The 16,298-nt window shown below is 70.2% G+C and carries 16 protein-coding genes; 13 read left to right on the top strand and 3 right to left on the bottom strand.

Going from position 1 to position 16,298, the window contains the following annotated elements; translation table 11 throughout:
• Window positions 1-9 precede the first annotated feature (9 nt).
• Together EO081_RS01245 and EO081_RS01240 are read left to right on the top strand one after the other, a co-directional pair.
• Window positions 10-1,014, top strand: coding sequence for a cyanophycinase (locus tag EO081_RS01245; RefSeq protein WP_240697498.1), 1,005 nt, complete (start codon window positions 10-12; stop codon window positions 1,012-1,014).
• A 2-nt stretch (window positions 1,015-1,016) separates the two neighbouring features.
• Window positions 1,017-1,448, top strand: coding sequence for an Lrp/AsnC family transcriptional regulator (locus EO081_RS01240; protein ID WP_125959929.1), 432 nt, complete (start codon window positions 1,017-1,019; stop codon window positions 1,446-1,448).
• A gap of 135 nt (window positions 1,449-1,583) precedes the next feature.
• Here EO081_RS01240 and EO081_RS01235 read toward each other — a convergent pair whose 3' ends face one another.
• Entirely contained in the window at window positions 1,584-2,495 is a 912-nt protein-coding gene (locus EO081_RS01235) for a LysR substrate-binding domain-containing protein (RefSeq protein ID WP_129340145.1), read from the bottom strand.
• Window positions 2,496-2,573: 78 nt separating this feature from the next.
• Between EO081_RS01235 and EO081_RS01230 the strand changes: the two genes are divergently transcribed.
• The 7 genes from EO081_RS01230 (at window position 2,574) to EO081_RS01200 (ending at window position 11,276) form a co-directional block, all read left to right on the top strand.
• The gene (locus tag EO081_RS01230; protein WP_129340144.1) at window positions 2,574-3,593 is read left to right on the top strand and encodes a 2-oxoadipate dioxygenase/decarboxylase family protein; all 1,020 of its coding nucleotides are present in this window, start codon (window positions 2,574-2,576) and stop codon (window positions 3,591-3,593) included.
• The gene (locus EO081_RS01225) at window positions 3,590-5,014 is read left to right on the top strand and encodes an FAD-binding oxidoreductase (RefSeq protein WP_129340143.1); all 1,425 of its coding nucleotides are present in this window, start codon (window positions 3,590-3,592) and stop codon (window positions 5,012-5,014) included. Before EO081_RS01230 ends, EO081_RS01225 begins: the two co-directional genes overlap by 4 nt.
• Window positions 5,011-6,207, top strand: a complete 1,197-nt coding sequence (locus EO081_RS01220) for an aspartate aminotransferase family protein (protein ID WP_206364334.1) — start codon at window positions 5,011-5,013, stop codon at window positions 6,205-6,207. The genes EO081_RS01225 and EO081_RS01220 overlap by 4 nt, the downstream gene beginning before the upstream one ends.
• The gene (locus EO081_RS01215; protein WP_129340142.1) at window positions 6,207-7,214 is read left to right on the top strand and encodes an arginine N-succinyltransferase; all 1,008 of its coding nucleotides are present in this window, start codon (window positions 6,207-6,209) and stop codon (window positions 7,212-7,214) included. The genes EO081_RS01220 and EO081_RS01215 overlap by 1 nt, the downstream gene beginning before the upstream one ends.
• Window positions 7,211-8,611, top strand: a complete 1,401-nt coding sequence (astD, locus tag EO081_RS01210; protein ID WP_129340141.1) for a succinylglutamate-semialdehyde dehydrogenase — start codon at window positions 7,211-7,213, stop codon at window positions 8,609-8,611. The genes EO081_RS01215 and astD overlap by 4 nt, the downstream gene beginning before the upstream one ends.
• 275 nt (window positions 8,612-8,886) lie before the next feature.
• The gene (locus EO081_RS01205; protein WP_129340140.1) at window positions 8,887-9,855 is read left to right on the top strand and encodes an alpha/beta hydrolase; all 969 of its coding nucleotides are present in this window, start codon (window positions 8,887-8,889) and stop codon (window positions 9,853-9,855) included.
• A 113-nt stretch (window positions 9,856-9,968) separates the two neighbouring features.
• Window positions 9,969-11,276, top strand: a complete 1,308-nt coding sequence (locus EO081_RS01200; RefSeq protein WP_240697497.1) for an Nramp family divalent metal transporter — start codon at window positions 9,969-9,971, stop codon at window positions 11,274-11,276.
• 7 nt (window positions 11,277-11,283) lie between these two features.
• On the opposite strand, the gene EO081_RS01195 is transcribed toward EO081_RS01200, so the two are convergent.
• Window positions 11,284-11,907 carry a DJ-1/PfpI family protein gene (locus EO081_RS01195; RefSeq protein ID WP_129340139.1) on the bottom strand — a complete coding sequence of 208 codons (624 nt, stop codon included), beginning with the start codon at window positions 11,905-11,907 and terminating at the stop codon, window positions 11,284-11,286.
• Window positions 11,908-11,987: 80 nt separating this feature from the next.
• Entirely contained in the window at window positions 11,988-12,839 is an 852-nt protein-coding gene (locus EO081_RS01190; RefSeq protein WP_165284423.1) for an aspartyl protease family protein, read from the bottom strand.
• Between the two features lie 243 nt (window positions 12,840-13,082).
• Between EO081_RS01190 and EO081_RS01185 the strand changes: the two genes are divergently transcribed.
• The 4 genes from EO081_RS01185 to hslU all read left to right on the top strand — a co-directional run bounded on the left by EO081_RS01185 (window position 13,083) and on the right by hslU (window position 16,270).
• A complete protein-coding gene (locus EO081_RS01185; RefSeq protein WP_129340137.1) occupies window positions 13,083-13,622 on the top strand; it encodes a glycoside hydrolase family 108 protein in 540 nt (179 codons plus the stop codon).
• A gap of 53 nt (window positions 13,623-13,675) precedes the next feature.
• Window positions 13,676-14,089 carry a holin family protein gene (locus EO081_RS01180; protein ID WP_129340136.1) on the top strand — a complete coding sequence of 138 codons (414 nt, stop codon included), beginning with the start codon at window positions 13,676-13,678 and terminating at the stop codon, window positions 14,087-14,089.
• Between the two features lie 267 nt (window positions 14,090-14,356).
• The gene (gene hslV / locus EO081_RS01175; RefSeq protein ID WP_125961617.1) at window positions 14,357-14,905 is read left to right on the top strand and encodes an ATP-dependent protease subunit HslV; all 549 of its coding nucleotides are present in this window, start codon (window positions 14,357-14,359) and stop codon (window positions 14,903-14,905) included.
• A 69-nt stretch (window positions 14,906-14,974) separates the two neighbouring features.
• Entirely contained in the window at window positions 14,975-16,270 is a 1,296-nt protein-coding gene (gene hslU, locus EO081_RS01170; protein WP_129340135.1) for an ATP-dependent protease ATPase subunit HslU, read from the top strand.
• Window positions 16,271-16,298: the final 28 nt, after the last annotated feature.

Below are 16,298 nucleotides of genomic sequence, written 5' to 3'. Positions count from 1 at the left end.
GCGAACGAATTGAAAAGCGGGGCGTGGGGGGCATGGTCCCGGATCGCATTCGCGCTGCTGGCACTGCTGCTGCCGGCGTCCGCCTGGGCGGCACCTGGCGGCTACAGCTATTATGAAATTGGCGACCGGAGCGCGAAGACGCCCGCGGCCACCGCGCCCGCGCTGATGCTGGTCGGCGGCGGCGACTGGGACTATCGCGCCTTCCGCTGGTTCGCCGAGCGCGCCGGCCACGGCCACATCGTCGTGCTGCGCGCCTCGGGAGAGGGTGAGGCCGGCGAGGAGATCTTCAACCAGGTCGGCGGCGTCGCCTCGGTCCAGACGCTCGTCTTCCGCAGCCGGGTCGCCGCCAGCGACGCGCGCGTGCTCGACATCCTGGCGCGCGCCGACGGCATCTTCATCGCAGGCGGCGACCAGGCCAACTACGTCCGCTTCTGGAAGGACACGCCCGTCGCCCGTGCGCTCGACGCCCATGTCCGCAAGGGGCGCCCGATCGGCGGCACCAGCGCCGGCCTCGCGATCCTGGGCGGCACCGCCTATGGGGCGATGGACGGCGGCAGCATCGACAGCCAGGAAGCGCTCGCCGACCCCGCCGGCCCCGCCGTCACGCTGGTGACCGGCTTCCTCCACATGCCGCGCCTCGCCCATGTCGTCACCGACACGCACTTCGCCCGCCGCGACCGGCTCGGCCGCCTGTTCGCCTTCGTCGCCAAGGCGCGACAGAAGGACCCGAAGGCCGTCGGCCTCGGCGTCGATGAGGGCGCCGCGCTCTGCGTGGAGGCGGACGGCACCGCCCAGCTGCTGTCGCCGCCCGGCGGCCACGGGTGGCTGGTCCAGCCGACCACCCGCCCCACCCTCCAGCCGGGCCAGCCGCTCGACTGGGCTGGCGTCCGCGTGACCGGCATCGGCCCCGACAGCGTGCTCGACCTCGATCGCCTGGCCGTCACCGCCCCCGCCTTCGAGGGCATCGCCCGCGTCGAGCGGGGCGTGCTGCGCGACGCACCCGGCCCGCGCTGACCATGCGGCCCGAGGAAATCGACCCGCAGCTCCTCGCGCTCCTGCGCGAGGACGCCCGGCGCAACGTCTCCGAACTGGCGGCGGCGCTCGGCGTCTCGCGCACCGCCGTCTACAGCAGCATCGAGCGGCTGGAGCGGGAGGGAACGATCCTCGGCTACACCGTGCGTCTGGGCGAGGATTACGACCGGCGCCTGATCCGTGCCCATGTCATGATCAAGCTGTTCCCCAAGGCGACCCACGCCACCCAGGACCGGCTCGTCACCATGCCCGAGGTCGCCGGCCTCTACGCGATCTCGGGCGAATACGACCTGATCGCCATCGTCGAAGCGCCCCACGTCAACCGCCTCAACGACCTGCTCGACGCGATCGGCGAGCTGGAGGGCGTCGAGCGCACCACCTCCTCCGTCATCCTCGCGACCAAGCTCCAGCGCTGACGCTGCCCGGCATAGCACCCGTGCTCCCGCGAAGGCGGGAGTCCAGGGCCCCACGCACCAACCCCCGTTGCCCTGCCGGACCCTGGATCCCCGCCTGCGCGGGGATACACCGAACCGCTTCGGCGAAAGTCTCCCTCACGCCGCTACGGCCCCCCGCGCCTCCTCCACGATCCAGTCGCAGAACCGCGCCAGCGCCGGGTTCTCCACGCCTTCGGGCCGCACCAGATAATAGGCGTCGTCGCTGGTGAGCGGGATCGAGAGCGGACACACCAGGCTGCCGCTTTCCAGCTCCGGCCCGATCAGGAAGCTCGGCACCAGCGCCGCCCCCGCTCCGGCCGCGGCCGCCTGCGCCAGCATCAGGAAATGCTCGAAGCTGGGTCCCGACGGCACCGGCGGCGCCTCCACGCCCGCCACCCGCAGCCACTGGTCCCACGCCCCCCGGCGCGACGTCTGGAACAGCAGCGGCTTGCCCAGGAAGTCGGCCGGCTGCCGGATCGGGTTCTTCTCCAGCCATGCGGGCGCGCACACCGGAATCGCCGCCTCGCGGAACAGCAGCTCGTGCACCATCCCCGGCCACGCCGGCCGGCCGAAGTCAATCGCGGCATCGAACCGCTCCTCCACCATCTCCAGCGGATAGGTGCGCGCCGCCAGGTTCACCACCAGCTCCGGGTGGCGCGCCGTCAGCCGCGGCAGCCGCGGCGCCAGCCAGCGCATGCCGAAGCTCGGCAGCGTCGCGACGTCGAGCGTGTTGGTCGGCCGCCCGCCCGCAACCCGCGCCGTCGCCCGCCGGATACGCTCCAGCGCCGGCGCAATCTCCGCGGCATAGGCGCGCCCCTGCGCGTTCAGCGTCACCCGCCGTCCAGCCCGGTCGAACAGCGGCGCCTGCACCCATTCCTCCAGCAGCGCCACCTGCCGGCTGACCGCGCTCTGGGTCAGCCCCACCGCCTCGCCCGCGCGCGAGAAACCGCCCAGCCGCGCCGCCGCCGCAAAGCTGTTCAGCGCGGCCATCGGCGGCAGCAGCCGGCGCCCTTCATTCCCGTCGCTCATCAGCAAATGACTCCTTTGCGTTTGCGCTAGCACGCCCTCGCCTTAGAGATGAACACTTGGTCTGAGCGAGGAACGTTCATGCGCATTGAGAATGATAGCGTGCTGGCGCGGCTGGTCCGCAACGTGCTGGGCGATCGCACCGAGGCGGCGTTCGACGCCCTCGTCATCCCGGCCGAAATGGCCGAGGTCACCGGTGATCGCGTACCCCGCGCTGTCTTCGCCATGGCGCTCGCGACCGTGTTGTTCGACGACCTCCTCGCGCGCGTGCCAAGCGGCGCCCGCTACGTCGCAGACCGCCGCGCCGCCGGCGAGCACATCCTGTTCGACCATGGTGCGCTCCGCACCATCCGCTTTCCGGAAGGGCCGACCGGCGCGCTTCCCGCCGGCCAGGACGCCTTCGCCCGCATCCTCGAACCGCTCGGCTATGCCGTCGCCAGCCTCTACCCGCTGCCGGCACTCAAGATGACCGGCCACGCCTATTCCCACCGCGACCTGCCCGAGGCGATCCCGCAGTATTTCGTGAGCGAGCTGCACGTCGAGCGCTTCGACGACGGTTTTGCCGAGGCTGCTGCCCGCGTGTTCGGCACCTCCATCGATCCGCTCACGCCCGCCGATGTCGCCGTGCTCGACGGCTTCGCCCGTGATGGCGCAGTCGCCTATGCCGATGCCGAGCCCGCGCTGCCGCGCATCGCCGCCGCCTTCGATCGCCAGCACGGGGACGTCACCGTCGCCGACTATGAAGCACTGCTCGCCCAGTCCGGCGAAGCCGCCTGGATCGCGACCGAGGGCAACGCCTTCAACCACGCCACCGACCGCGTCGCCGATGTCGAGGCGCTGTCCGATACCCTCCGCAACGGCGGCTGGCCGATCAAGGAGCGCGTTGAAATCTCGGCGAGCGGCCGCGTCCGCCAGACCGCGTTCCGCGCCGATCCCGTCGAGCGCCTGTTCGTCGATGCGGACGGCCAGCAAATCCGCCGCACCGTGCCGGGCTCCTTCTACGAGTTCATCACCCGTCACGCGAAGGACGACGGCAGCCTCGACCTCGCGTTCGACAGCGCCAACGCGACCGGCATCTTCGCCATGACCCGGGCCGCATGAACGACGCGCTCGCCCGGGCACTTCGCGACGCGGTCGGCCCCGCCCACCTGCTGACCGACCCGGGCGACCTCGCCGGCTATGCGAGCGACGGCCGCGGCGTCACCGGCCAGCCGCTCGGCGTAGTGCGTCCGGCCTCTGCGCAGGAGATCGCGGCCGTGCTGCGCGCCGCCCATGCCGCCGGCGTGCGCGTGGTGCCGCAGGGCGCCCGCACCGGCCTGGTCGCCGCCGGCATCCCCGGAGCGGAGGCGGACCTGCTCGTCCTCAACCTCGACCGGCTTGCCCGCGCACCCGCGATCGATCCCGTCAACCGCACTGCTGAGGTCGACGCCGGCGTGCGCCTCTCCGCGCTAAACGCCGCCGCCCTGCCGCATAGCCTGAGCTTCCCGATCGATCTCGGCGCGGACCCGTCGATCGGCGGCATGATCGCCGCCAACACCGGCGGCGCGCGGCTGCTGCGCTACGGCGACGTCCGCCGCAACCTGCTCGCACTCGAGGTGGTGACATCGGAGGCCGAGCCCCGCGTGCTTCAGCTCGGCGCGCCCTTGTGGAAGAACAACACCGGCATCGACCTCAAGCAGCTGCTCGTCGGCAGCTCGGGTGCGCTCGGCGTCGTCACCCGCGCCACCCTCGCGCTCTCGCCGCTCGCCTCCACCCGCGTCACCGCGATGCTCGCGCTCGACCGCGACGAGACCGCCGTTGACCTCCTGCTCGCACTCGAAGCCAGCTTCGGGACGCTGCTCACCGCGTTCGAGGGCATTTCCGCCCCCGCGCTCGACGCCGCCCTCACCCATGTCCCGCGCCTGCGCGATCCCTTCGCCGGCAAGCGCCCCGCCTATGCCGTGCTGGTCGAGCTTTCCGCCGGTGCCGCCTTCGACGTCGAATGGCTGGAGGAGCGCCTCGGAGACACCCTCGCCCCCTGGATGGAGCGCGGTGCGGTCGTCGATGCGATGCTCGATCGCCGCGACGATCTGTGGGCGATCCGCCACGCCGTGCCGGAGGGACTGCGCGCCTCGGGCAAAGTCGTCGCCTGCGACATCGCGCTCCGACGCGGGGACGTCATGCGTTTTCGCCGCGACGTGGCCGCACGGGTGGAGGCGGTCGCGCCGCAGCTGCGCCTCCACGACTTCGGCCACATCGGCGACGGCGGGCTCCACTTCAACCTGGTGTGGCCACCCGAAGCCGGCCCCTTCGACCCCGCCGTGGCGGAGGCCGCCCGCGCCACCGTCTTCCGCGCGGTGGTTGGGGAATATGGCGGCAGCTTCAGCGCCGAACACGGCATCGGGCCCTCCAACGCCGCCTGGTACACCGAACTGGTGCCGGAACCCGTGCGCAGTCTTTCCGGCGCCGTCCAGCGCCTCCTCGCCCCCGTGCCCGTCGGCCGGGTGGACTTCCACGATCCCGTTCAAGGAGACAGGGCATGACCGACCACCTCATGGGCGTCTATAATCGCGCACCGCTTTCGGTCGCGCGCGGCCAGGGCGCCTGGCTGTGGGATACCGAGGGTCGCCAGTATCTCGACTGCGTCGCCGGCATCGCCACCAACGCGCTCGGCCACGCCCACCCCAAGCTCGTCGCCGCGCTCACCGAGCAGGCGAACACGCTCTGGCACGTCTCCAACATCTTTCGCGTGCCCGGCCAGGAAGCGCTCGCGGAGCGGCTGACCGCCGCCACCTTCGCCGACGTGGTCTTCTTCGCCAGCACCGGCACCGAAAGCGTCGAATGCGCGCTCAAGACCGCGCGCCGCTATCACTATGCCAAGGGCGCGCCGGAGCGGATCGACGTGATCGGTTTCGCCGGCTCCTTCCACGGCCGCACCTATGGCGCGATCAACGCCGCCGGAAACCCGTCCTACACGGAAGGCTTCGGCCCGCGCCTGCCGGGCTATGTCCAGCTCACCCTCGACGACGCAGCCGGTCTGGCCGAAGCGATCGCCCGCCCCACCACCGCCGCCGTGATCGTGGAGCCCGTGCAGGGCGAAGGTGGCGCCCGCGCGCTCACCGGCGAATGGCTCACCGAGCTGCGCCGCCTGTGCACCGCGCACGGTGTCCTCCTCATCTATGACGAGGTGCAGAGCGGTATGGGTCGCACCGGCCGCCTGTTCGCGCACCAGTGGTTCGAGGGTGCCGAGCCCGACATCATGTGCGTCGCAAAGGCGCTTGGCGGCGGCTATCCCGTCGCTGCCTGCCTCGCCATCGCAGACGCCGCCAGCGGCATGGTCGCCGGGGTCCACGGCACCACCTTCGGCGGCAGCCCGCTCGCCATGGCCGTCGCGCTCGCCGCATTCGACGAGATTTCCCATCCCGACACCCTCGCCCACGCCCGCGATGTGGCCGAGGATCTGCGGCGCCAGCTGGTCGACCTCGCCGCCCGCTATCCGGACGTGATCCAGGACGTGCGCGGCAAGGGCCTGCTGATCGGCCTGCGCATGATCCCCAACAACCGCGAGTTCATGGGGATTGCGCGCGACCACGGCCTGCTGGTCGCCGGCGGCGGCGAAAATTGCGTGCGCCTGCTGCCCCCGCTCACCCTCAGCCATGAAGAGGCGGCGGAGGCGGTGACCCGGCTCGCGCTTGCCTGCGAGACCGTCCGAGCACAGGTGGCACAGGCGGCCTGATGCTGGTGGTACGACCCGCCGGACCGGCGGATTTGATTGCGTTGAAGGAACTCGCGGTCCTGTCCGGCCGCGGCTTCACCAGCCTGCCCGAAAATGACGACGTGCTCGCCGAACGACTGGCGCTGGCGGAGGAGAGCTTCGCCGGCACCGTCGCCCCGGCAGAGGCCTGGTACACGCTGATGCTGGAGGAAAGCGACACGGGCGAGGTGCTCGGCGTCGCTGGGGTGCGCGCGGCCGTGGGGCTCACCCGCCCGCACTTCTCCTTCCGCATCGTCACCCTCGCCCAATATTCGCCGGCGGCCCGCACCCGCTTCGATCACCAGGCGCTGGTGCTGGTCAACGAATGCGGCGGCTGGACCGAGGTCGGCTCGCTGTTCGTCCACCCGCGGCTGCGCGGCGACGGCGCCGGCAGTCTGCTCGCGCGCGCCCGCTACATGCTGATCGGCGCCGAACCGATCCGCTTCTCGCACACGGTGATGGCGGAACTGCGCGGCTGGTTCGACGCCGACGACACCTCGCCCTTCTGGGAGGGGGTCTCGAGCAAATTCTACCGCCTACCCTTTGAACAGGCCGACCATATGGTCACCGCCACCGATGGCCAGTTCATCCTGGACCTGGCGCCCCGCCACCCCATCTATGTCGAGTTGATCGACCGCGCCGCCTCCGACGCCATCGGCCGCGTCCACCGCGACGGCGAAGCGGCGCTGGCGCTGCTGGAGCGGGAGGGCTTCGAGCGTTCCGGGCTGGTCGACATCTTCGACGGCGGCCCGACCGTCACCTGCGCGCGCGACACGCTGGCGACCGTGCGCAGCGGCCGGACCTTCCGCCTGGCGGTCGGCGAGGTGGCGGATGCGGCGCCCGCGCTGCTCTCCACCGCCGCCGTCGTCGATTTCCGCGCCGCCCGCGCGCCCGCGCGTGCCGATGGCGCCGCGCTGGTGATCGCCCCTGCCACCGCCGACGCGCTCCGCCTGCGAGAAGGCGACCTGATCCGGATGAGTGCCCCATGACCCTGTTCCGCTCGATCGATCCCGCCTCCGGTGCCACCGTCTGGGAAGGCGCCGCCGCAACCCCCGCGGAGTGCGAAGCCGCCGTCGCCCGCGCCCGCGCCGCGCTCCCGGCCTGGCGCAACACGCCCCTGGAGGACCGCATCGCCGTCGTCCGCCGCTATGCCGAGGTGCTGGAGGCGGATCGCGAGGCGTTCGCCGCGCTCCTCTCGCGCGAGACCGGCAAGCTGCTGTGGGAAACCCGCGCAGAGGTCGGCTCGATGATCGGCAAGGTCGCCGTCTCGATCGCCGCCCAGGCCGAGCGCGCCGGCGAGCGCGCGAGCGAAACCGCCTTCGGTCGCGCCGTGCTGCGCCACCGTGCCCATGGCGTCATGGCCGTGCTCGGGCCGTACAACTTCCCCGGCCATCTCCCCAACGGCCACATCGTCCCCGCCCTGCTCGCCGGCAACACGATCGTGTTCAAGCCGTCCGAGGTCACCCCCGCCGTCGGCGCGCACATGGTCGCGCTGTGGGAAAAGACCGGGCTGCCCGCGGGCGTGCTCAACTGCGTCCAGGGCGCGCGCGAGACCGGCGAGGCGCTGGTCGCCTGCGACATCGACGGGCTCTTGTTCACCGGCTCGGCCGGGGCCGGCGCCGCGCTCAAGCGGGCGACCATCGACCGCCCGCACCTCATCCTCGCGCTCGAGCTCGGCGGCAACAACCCGCTGATCGTCTGGGATTCGCCCGAGGAAGCCGCCTCGATCATCGTCCACTCGGCCTTTGTCACCACCGGCCAGCGCTGCTCCTGCGCCCGCCGGCTGATCGTGCCGCAGGGCGCGATGGGCGACGCCATCGTCGACGCGCTCGACGCGCTCACCGCCCGCATCCGCATCGCCGCCTGGGACGAGGAAGGCGACGCCTTCATGGGCCCGCTGGTCTCCGCCGCCGCCGCCAGCGGCGCGCATGCCGCGGTCGATCGCCTCGTCGCCGCCGGCGCGCGCACGATCCGCCCGTTCGAACGCGTCGCGGGGCGCAGCGACGCCTTTGTCACCTCTTCGATCCTCGACGTGACCGGCGTCCCGGTGCCCGATGCGGAGGTGTTCGCGCCCGTGCTCCAGGTCACCCGCGTTCCCGATTTCCAGGCCGCGATCACCGCCGCCAACGCCACCGCCTTCGGCCTCTCCGCCGGCCTCGTCAGCAGCGACCCTGCGCAGTGGCAGGCGTTCCTCGACGCGTCGCGCGCGGGCATCGTCAACCGCAACCGGCCCACGACGGGCGCCGCCGCCAACATGCCGTTCGGCGGGCTCGGCGCTTCGGGCAACCACCGCCCCAGCGCCTATTACGCCGCCGACTATTGCGCCTACCCGATCGGCAGCTTCGAGGCGGACGCCGTCCAGCCGCTTCCCGTCCCCGGCGCCTGACGCCCACGGCCTCACGGGCGGTTCGACAAAAGGAACCGCCCGCGACTTGGCATCCCTCGCCTTGCCTGTACGATGCCCGGGACAAGTTCAGGAGCGAATCCGGGCGAGTACAGGCAAGTTCGTGGAAGTTGAGAGTAAATCCCAACATCCACAATAAACAACTGAGTTTCGCATCAGAGTTCCGGCAGCACCGCTGTTCTTCTCCCGATGCAACGCTGACCTGTCCCGCCCGGACGAAAGCTTGATCGCACGTCCATAACAGGGAGAGGGATACCATGACGACAACGAGGAACACCCATTGGGCGCGCGCCATCGGCCGTGCGTACCTGCGACCGGCCGCGGTGGCGCTCGCCGCCGCCTGCCTGCTCGCGGCGCCGGCCCAGGCGCAGGAGGACCGGATGACCCCGATCCCCATCCCGGCGCAGCCCGATGCGATCCCGCTCAAGACCGGCCCGCTGCCCGGCGCCAAGGCCAAGGAATCCTGGCACAGCCAGTACAACAGCGTCTTCGCCCGCAACGTGACGGAGGCGACGCTCACCCCCTTCCTCCCCGATCCGGCGAAGGCGACCGGTGCTGCCGTGATCGTGACCCCGGGCGGCGGCTTCCGCACCCTGTCGATGGAGAACGAGGGCTGGGACGTCGCCCGCGCGCTTGCCGCCCAGGGCGTCGCTGCCTTCGTCCTGAAATATCGCCTCAACCAGACGCCGGCGGACATGCCTGCGTTCGAGCGCTCGATGGCGGAGATGTTCTCGGCCACCGCGGCGCGCCCGCCCCGGCCGAACCCCGCGGACGCGATGGCCGCCCTCGCCCCGCAGATCGCCGATGCCCGCGCCGCCTTCGCGCTGATCCGCGCGCGCGCGCCCGAATGGCGCATCGACCGCGACCGCGTCGGCATGGTCGGCTTCTCCGCCGGTGCGATGCTCACCCTCGCCACCACCCTCACGGCGCAGGAAACCAAACCCGCCTTCATCGGCCTCATCTACGGCCCGCTGTCGGAAGTGACCGTCCCTGCCGACGCGCCGCCGATGTTCGTGGCGCTCGCCGCCGACGATCCTTTCTTCGCCAACAGCGGCTTCGGCCTGATCGAAAGCTGGAAGGCCGCCAAGCGCCCCGTCGAGTTCCACCTCTATGAACAGGGGGGCCACGGCTTCGGCATGTACCAGAAGAGCACCACCAGCACCGGCTGGTTCACCGCCTTCTCCAATTGGCTCGGCATGCATGGCATGCTGAAGCCGCGCGGCTGATGCCCACCGCCGGGATCGGAGCGTCCCTCCGATCCCGGTGCCTTTCTCGCCTCCTGCGGTGAACCCCGACCGTGCTGAACGGTTGACGCTCGCCAGACACAGACGAGGCGAAGGTGATCGACCCCATCCGCGAGCCGCTCGAGGCCGATACCCAGGTCCATGCGCCTCCGCCCCCCGCGGGTATGATGAAGCTGGTCGGCGCCGGGGTGGTGACGGGGGCCGCGGACGACGACCCCTCCGCCATTGGCACCTATGCCAGTGCCGGCGCGCGCTTCGGCCTGGGCTTCCTCTGGATCGCCCCGGTCCTGCTGCCGATGATGTACGTCGTCACCTATCTGTCGGCGAAGATCGGCCAGGTCTATGGCAAGGGGCTGTTCGCCTGCATCCGCGACCAGTTCCCGCGCTGGGTGCTCTACCCGATGGTGACGCTCGCCTTCCTGGGCAACATCATCGAGGCGGCGGCGGACCTAGGCGGCATCGGCGCCGCGCTCAACCTGCTCGTGCCCGTCCCCGTGCCGCTCATCGTCGTGGGCACCGCCCTCGTCATCTTCGCCGTCCAGTATTTCGGCTCCTACACGCTGATCCGCCGGGTCTTCCGCTGGCTGGCGCTGGTCCTATTCGCCTATGTAGCCGCCGCCATCCTCGCGCGGCCCGATCCGCTGGAGATCCTGCGCGCGACCTTCCTGCCCAGCATCACATTCAGCTCCGAATTCGTCGCGCTGGTGGTCGCCTGCATCGGCACCTCGCTGTCGGCCTATGTCTACACCTGGCAGTCGAACCAGGAGGTGGAGGAGCAGATCGCGATCGGCCGCCGGCGCCTGTGGCAGCGCAAGGGCGCGACCCGGCGGGAGATGAAGCGGACCAGCCACGACGTGCTGATCGGGATGATCTTCTCCAACCTGATCCTCTATTTCATCATCCTGTCGACCGGCCTCACCCTGCATCCCGCCGGCCAGACCGAGATCGACAGCGCCGCCCAGGCCGCCGCCGCGCTGGAGCCGCTCGCGGGCGAGGGCGCGAAGTACCTCTTCGCCGCGGGCGTCGTCGGCGTCGGCTTCCTGGCGGTGCCGATCATGACCACGGGCGCCGCCTATGACGTGGTGCAGGGCATCGGGCGTGAGGGCAGCCTCCACGACGCGCCCAGCCACAACAAGCTCTTCTACGCGATCATCGGCATCGTCACGGCCCTTGCCGTCGCGATGAACTTCCTCGGCCTCAATCCGATGAAGATGCTGGTCTGGTCGGGCGTCGTCCAGGGCTTCTCCGTGCCCCCGCTCCTGCTGCTGATGATGCTGCTCACCAACAGCCGCACGGTGGTGGGCGCGCGCACCAACGGCCGCTGGACCAACTTCCTCGGCTGGGCGACCACGCTCGTCACCTTCCTGTGCACGGTGACGCTGGTGGTGACCTGGTTCGCGTAAAGCCGGGTCAGGCCGCGACGGCCGCCGGCGCCGCGTCCACGAACGGCGCCACCACCGCCAGCGCACGCTCCACATAGGGCGCCTTCTCGCCCACCGGCGCGACATAGTGGATCGCCGCCTCCGCATGACCCAGCGACGCCCCGCGCGCGATCATCCAGGCGGCGAGATATTGCGAGGCGAGGCACCCGCCCGCCGTCGCCACATTGCCATGCGCCACGAACGGTGCGTCGATCACCCGCACCCCGGCCTCGATCACCCAGGACTTGGTGGTGAGGTCGGTGCACGCCGGCAGGTCGCCGACCAGCCCCAGCTTGGCGAGCAGCAGCGTCCCCGAGCATTGCGCGCCGATGAGCTGGCGCGCCGGGTCTAGCCGGATCTGGCCGACCAGGTCGGCGTCCGCGGCGATCTCGCGCGTGCGGATGCCGCTGCCGATCAGAACCGCGTCCGCTTCGGCCGCGAACGCCAGCGGCTTCTGGCGCTGGATGGTGACCCCGTTCATGGACGTGACCTGCTCGGTCGGGCAGGTGATGTGCGCCGCCCAGCCCTGTGCCTTCATCCGGTTCAGGATCGCGGCCGCGACGAACGAATCCAGTTCGTTGAACCCGTCGAACGTCAGAACCGCAATCTGCATGGCCGCCTCCCTGGCGATGTGTGGAAGCACCGCCTAGCGCATCCCGACCCGCTTGTCGTTCTTCGCTCCGCCGGCTGTCCCTACTGCGCCGGCCCGGGCGTCGCACCGGCCGGGAGAACCCAGGCGCGGTCCGCCGCCGCATCGATCACCAGCGTGACCTGGCGGATGATCGGCAAGCCGATGTTCGCCAGATCGCCCAGGAAAGACACGTCCGGGTTTTCCAGCGTCACCGGGCCGATCTTGATCGTCCCGCGGACCCGGCCGCCGTAGACCGGGCCTTCGGTGTTGATCGACTTGAAGCTGCCGACGATCTTCGCCGGTTCGAACAGCGGCACCTTGTTCATCATCGACGTGGGCAGGCTCAGCGCGGCGTTGTAGCCGGTGTCGAAATGCGCCGGCAGCGTGCTGCCGTCGGGCAGGACGATCGGCACCGTGGGGATCCCCTCCACATAGTCCGTGGGCGCTCCCGCAGAGGCCGGCGTATTCATGCGCGGCACGAGAAGCGCGCGATCGTTGGCAAGGTCCAGGTACAACAGGCTCCGGGTGAACATCTCGGACGAGAGGATCCCCATCGCGTCGTTGCGATCATAGGCGAATGCTGCCGCTTCGATCGCCCCCACCTTCAGCCCGCCGACTGTGGCATCGGGGATCGAGACCTGGGGCAGCAGCTCGGTCTTGCCCGTGGTCCCGTCGAGCGCCTGGACCTGGCCGATCTTCTTCATCCGAAGGCGCTTGGCCAGATTCTGCTCGATCGTGGCGCCGTCCGAACCCGTATCGAAGACCATCGGGATCAGATCCCCATCGGCGACCCGCATCATGACGAGGACGCGGTCCGGCGACTGATAGAGGGTGATCTCGCCCGTTTCCGGCAATCCCGGCGTCGCGGCATCCTCACGAGCCCAGGCGCCGGCCGGGGCCATGAGCAAGGACATCGCCGACAGCAGGGCCCGTCCCAACGCATTTGACGCTCGCAACATGGCATCCCCTCCGTGCAGCCCCACCGCTCCGATGCGGAACGTGTACCGAGCCGCCACCATTGACTACAGATGTAGTTGATTCGTCAAGGTGCCCCTGCACCTTTCCTTTAGAGGCAAACCGCCGATCCAGATCGAGCCGACAAGCTTTCCTAATTCGAACCCATATGGTTCATCATCCTGCTTGCACAGGAGGATGTGATGACCATCGAAACGTTGATTGACGAAGTGATCGCGCGCGAGGGCGGGTTCGTGGACCACCCGGCCGATCGCGGCGGGCCGACCCGCTGGGGGCTGACGGAGGCGGTGGCGCGCCGCAACGGCTATGACGGGCCGATGCGCACGCTGCCGCGCAGTGTCGCCGCCGACCTCTACCGCCGCCTCTATTGGGAGCGCCCGCGCTTCGCCGACGTCGCCGCCCGCGCGCCCGACCTCGCCGCCGAACTCTTCGACACCGGCATCAACATGGGGCCGAAGGTGGCGACGGGCTTCCTCCAGCGCGCGCTGAACGCACTCAACCGCGGCGCCACCGACTATGCCGATCTGCGCGTGGACGGCGCGATCGGCCCGGCGACGCTGGCTGCCCTGGACGCCTTTCTCGCCAGCCGCGGGACGCTCGGCGAAGCGGTGCTGGTGAAGGCCTGCGACGCGCTCCAGGGCGCCCGCTACCTCGACCTCGCGGAGCAGCGTCCGGCAAATGAGGCGTTCCTCTACGGCTGGCTCGCCAACCGGCTCGGCTGATCGCGCCTCAACTTCCTCAACTTCCACCGTCCGACACTCGAAAGGACAGGCACATGAGCATCATCGACGGCGTAGTCGGCCCGATCGCGGGGCTGCTCGACCGCATCATTCCCGACGCCAAGGCGCGCGACGCGGCCAAGCTGGAGCTGCTGAAGCTGGAAAACCTGCGCGAGCTGGAGGCGACCCGCATCCAGCTCTCCGCCATCGTCGCGGAGGCGCAGTCCGACGACCCCTGGACCAGCCGCGCCCGGCCCAGCTTCCTCTACGTCATGTACGCGCTGCTGCTGTGGTCGATCCCGATGGGCATCCTCTCGGCCTTCCGCCCCGACCTCGCCGAAGCGGTCGCCCGCGGCATGACCGCCTATCTGCGCGGCATTCCGGAAGAGCTCTACGCCCTCTTCGGCACCGGCTACCTGGGCTACACCGCCGCCCGCGCCTGGGGAAAGGCCAAGGGGGTGGAACGCTGACCCGCCCCGATCCGACCCCCGTACCCCGGCGGAGGCCGGGGTACCCGGGTGGAAGCGTCTTCCCTTCTTCGTACCCCGGCGAAGGCCGGGGCCCAGGGTACCACGCGCCACCGCTGCGGCTCTTGCGCCTCTTCCGGCCGAAGACACGCCCCGTTCTTGGCCTAACCTTAGCCTAACCTTCCGCACCGCAGCACGACCAAAGCGCTCCCGAAACGATCTCCACCCGGCCCGATTGCAACCCCGCACCCCGGTCCCCACATGCCGCCCATGAGCAACGACATGGTGTGGCACGGCACCACAATCCTTTCCGTGCGCAAGAACGGCCGCGTCGTCATCGCAGGCGATGGCCAGGTCTCCCAGGGACCGACGGTGATGAAGCCCAACGCCCGCAAGGTGCGCCCGCTGGGCGACGGCAGCGTGATCGCGGGCTTCGCCGGCGCGACCGCCGACGCCTTCACCCTGTTCGAGCGGCTCGAAGCCAAGCTCGAGCGGCACCAGGGCCAGCTGCTGCGCGCGGCGGTGGAGCTCGCCAAGGACTGGCGCACCGACAAGTTCCTGCGCAACCTGGAGGCGATGCTGATCGTCGCCGACAAGGAAGTGACCTTGGTGGTGACGGGCAACGGCGACGTGCTGGAGCCGGAAGGCGGCATCGCCGCGATCGGTTCGGGCGGCAACTTCGCCCTCGCCGCCGCCCGCGCGCTGGACGAATATGAGCAGGATGCCGAGACCGTCTGCCGCAAGGCGATGAAAATCGCCGGCGAGCTGTGCGTCTACACCAACGACCGGCTGACCGTGGAAAGCCTGCCCACGGCCTGACCGCGCGCTGCCTTACGAACATCCCCACCCCGCCCTCCGCTGGAGGGTGGCGGCTTGAGAAGCGAACCCATGAACGACACTCTCACCCCCAAGGCGATCGTCGCCGCGCTCGACGCGCACATCATCGGGCAGAAGGACGCCAAGCGCGCGGTCGCGGTCGCGCTGCGCAACCGCTGGCGCCGCCAGCAGCTCGCCCCCGAGCTGCGCGACGAGGTCAGTCCCAAGAACATCCTGATGATCGGCCCGACCGGCTGCGGCAAGACCGAGATCAGCCGCCGCCTGGCCAAGCTCGCCGACGCTCCCTTCGTGAAGGTAGAGGCGACCAAGTTCACCGAGGTCGGCTATGTCGGCCGCGACGTCGAGCAGATCGCCCGCGACCTGGTCGAGGAAGCGATCCGGCTCGAAAAGGAACGCCGCCGCCTGGCCGTCAAGGACAAGGCCGAGGAAGCCGCTATGGCCCGCTTGCTCGACGCCCTCACCGGCAAGGGCGCCAGCGAGGCCACGCGCGAGGCGTTCCGCCAGCGCATGGCCGACGGCCATTTGAACGACAAGGAGATCGAGATCGAGCTGGAGGCACAGCCCTCGATGCCGTTCGAGATCCCCGGCGGCGCACCGCAGATGATCAACCTGTCGGAGATGATGGGCAAGGCGTTCGGCGGCGGCCAGATGAAGCGCCGCAAGCTGACCGTCCCCGCCGCCTGGGAAAAGCTCGTCGAGGAAGAGGCCGACAAGCGCCTCGACCAGGACGAGGTCAGCCGCACCGCGCTGGCGGATGCGGAGGCGAACGGCATCGTCTTCCTGGACGAGATCGACAAGATCGCGGTCTCGGACGTGCGCGGCGGCTCCGTCAGCCGTGAGGGCGTGCAGCGCGACCTCCTGCCGCTGATCGAGGGCACGACGGTCGCCACCAAGTACGGCCCGATGAAGACCGACCACATCCTCTTCATCGCCTCGGGCGCGTTCCATGTCGCCAAGCCGAGCGACCTCCTGCCCGAGCTCCAGGGCCGCCTACCGATCCGGGTGGAGCTGAAGGGGCTCACCGAGGACGATTTCGTCGCGATCCTGTCGGACACCAAGGCGTCGTTGCCGCAGCAGTACAAGGCGCTGATCGAGACCGAAGGCGTCACGGTGGACTTCACCCCCGACGCGATCCGCGCGATCGCCCGCATCGCCGCCGAAGTGAACGGCGAGGTCGAGAACATCGGCGCCCGCCGCCTCCAGACGGTTATGGAAAAGCTGCTGGAGGAGGTGAGCTTCGACGCCGAGGATCGTCGCGGCGAAACGCTGGTGGTCGATGCCGCCTATGTGGAGAAGCAGCTCGCCGGTGTCGCCCGCAACACCGATCTCAGCCGCTACGTGCTGTAAGCGGGTGCCGGTCCGCCTCCCCGGCGGA

The sequence above is a fragment of the Sphingomonas desiccabilis genome (assembly GCF_004135605.1).
Lineage (GTDB): Bacteria > Pseudomonadota > Alphaproteobacteria > Sphingomonadales > Sphingomonadaceae > Sphingomonas > Sphingomonas desiccabilis.
The sequence above is the reverse complement of the archived record's forward strand: the minus strand, read 5'-3'. Positions and strand labels throughout refer to the sequence as shown.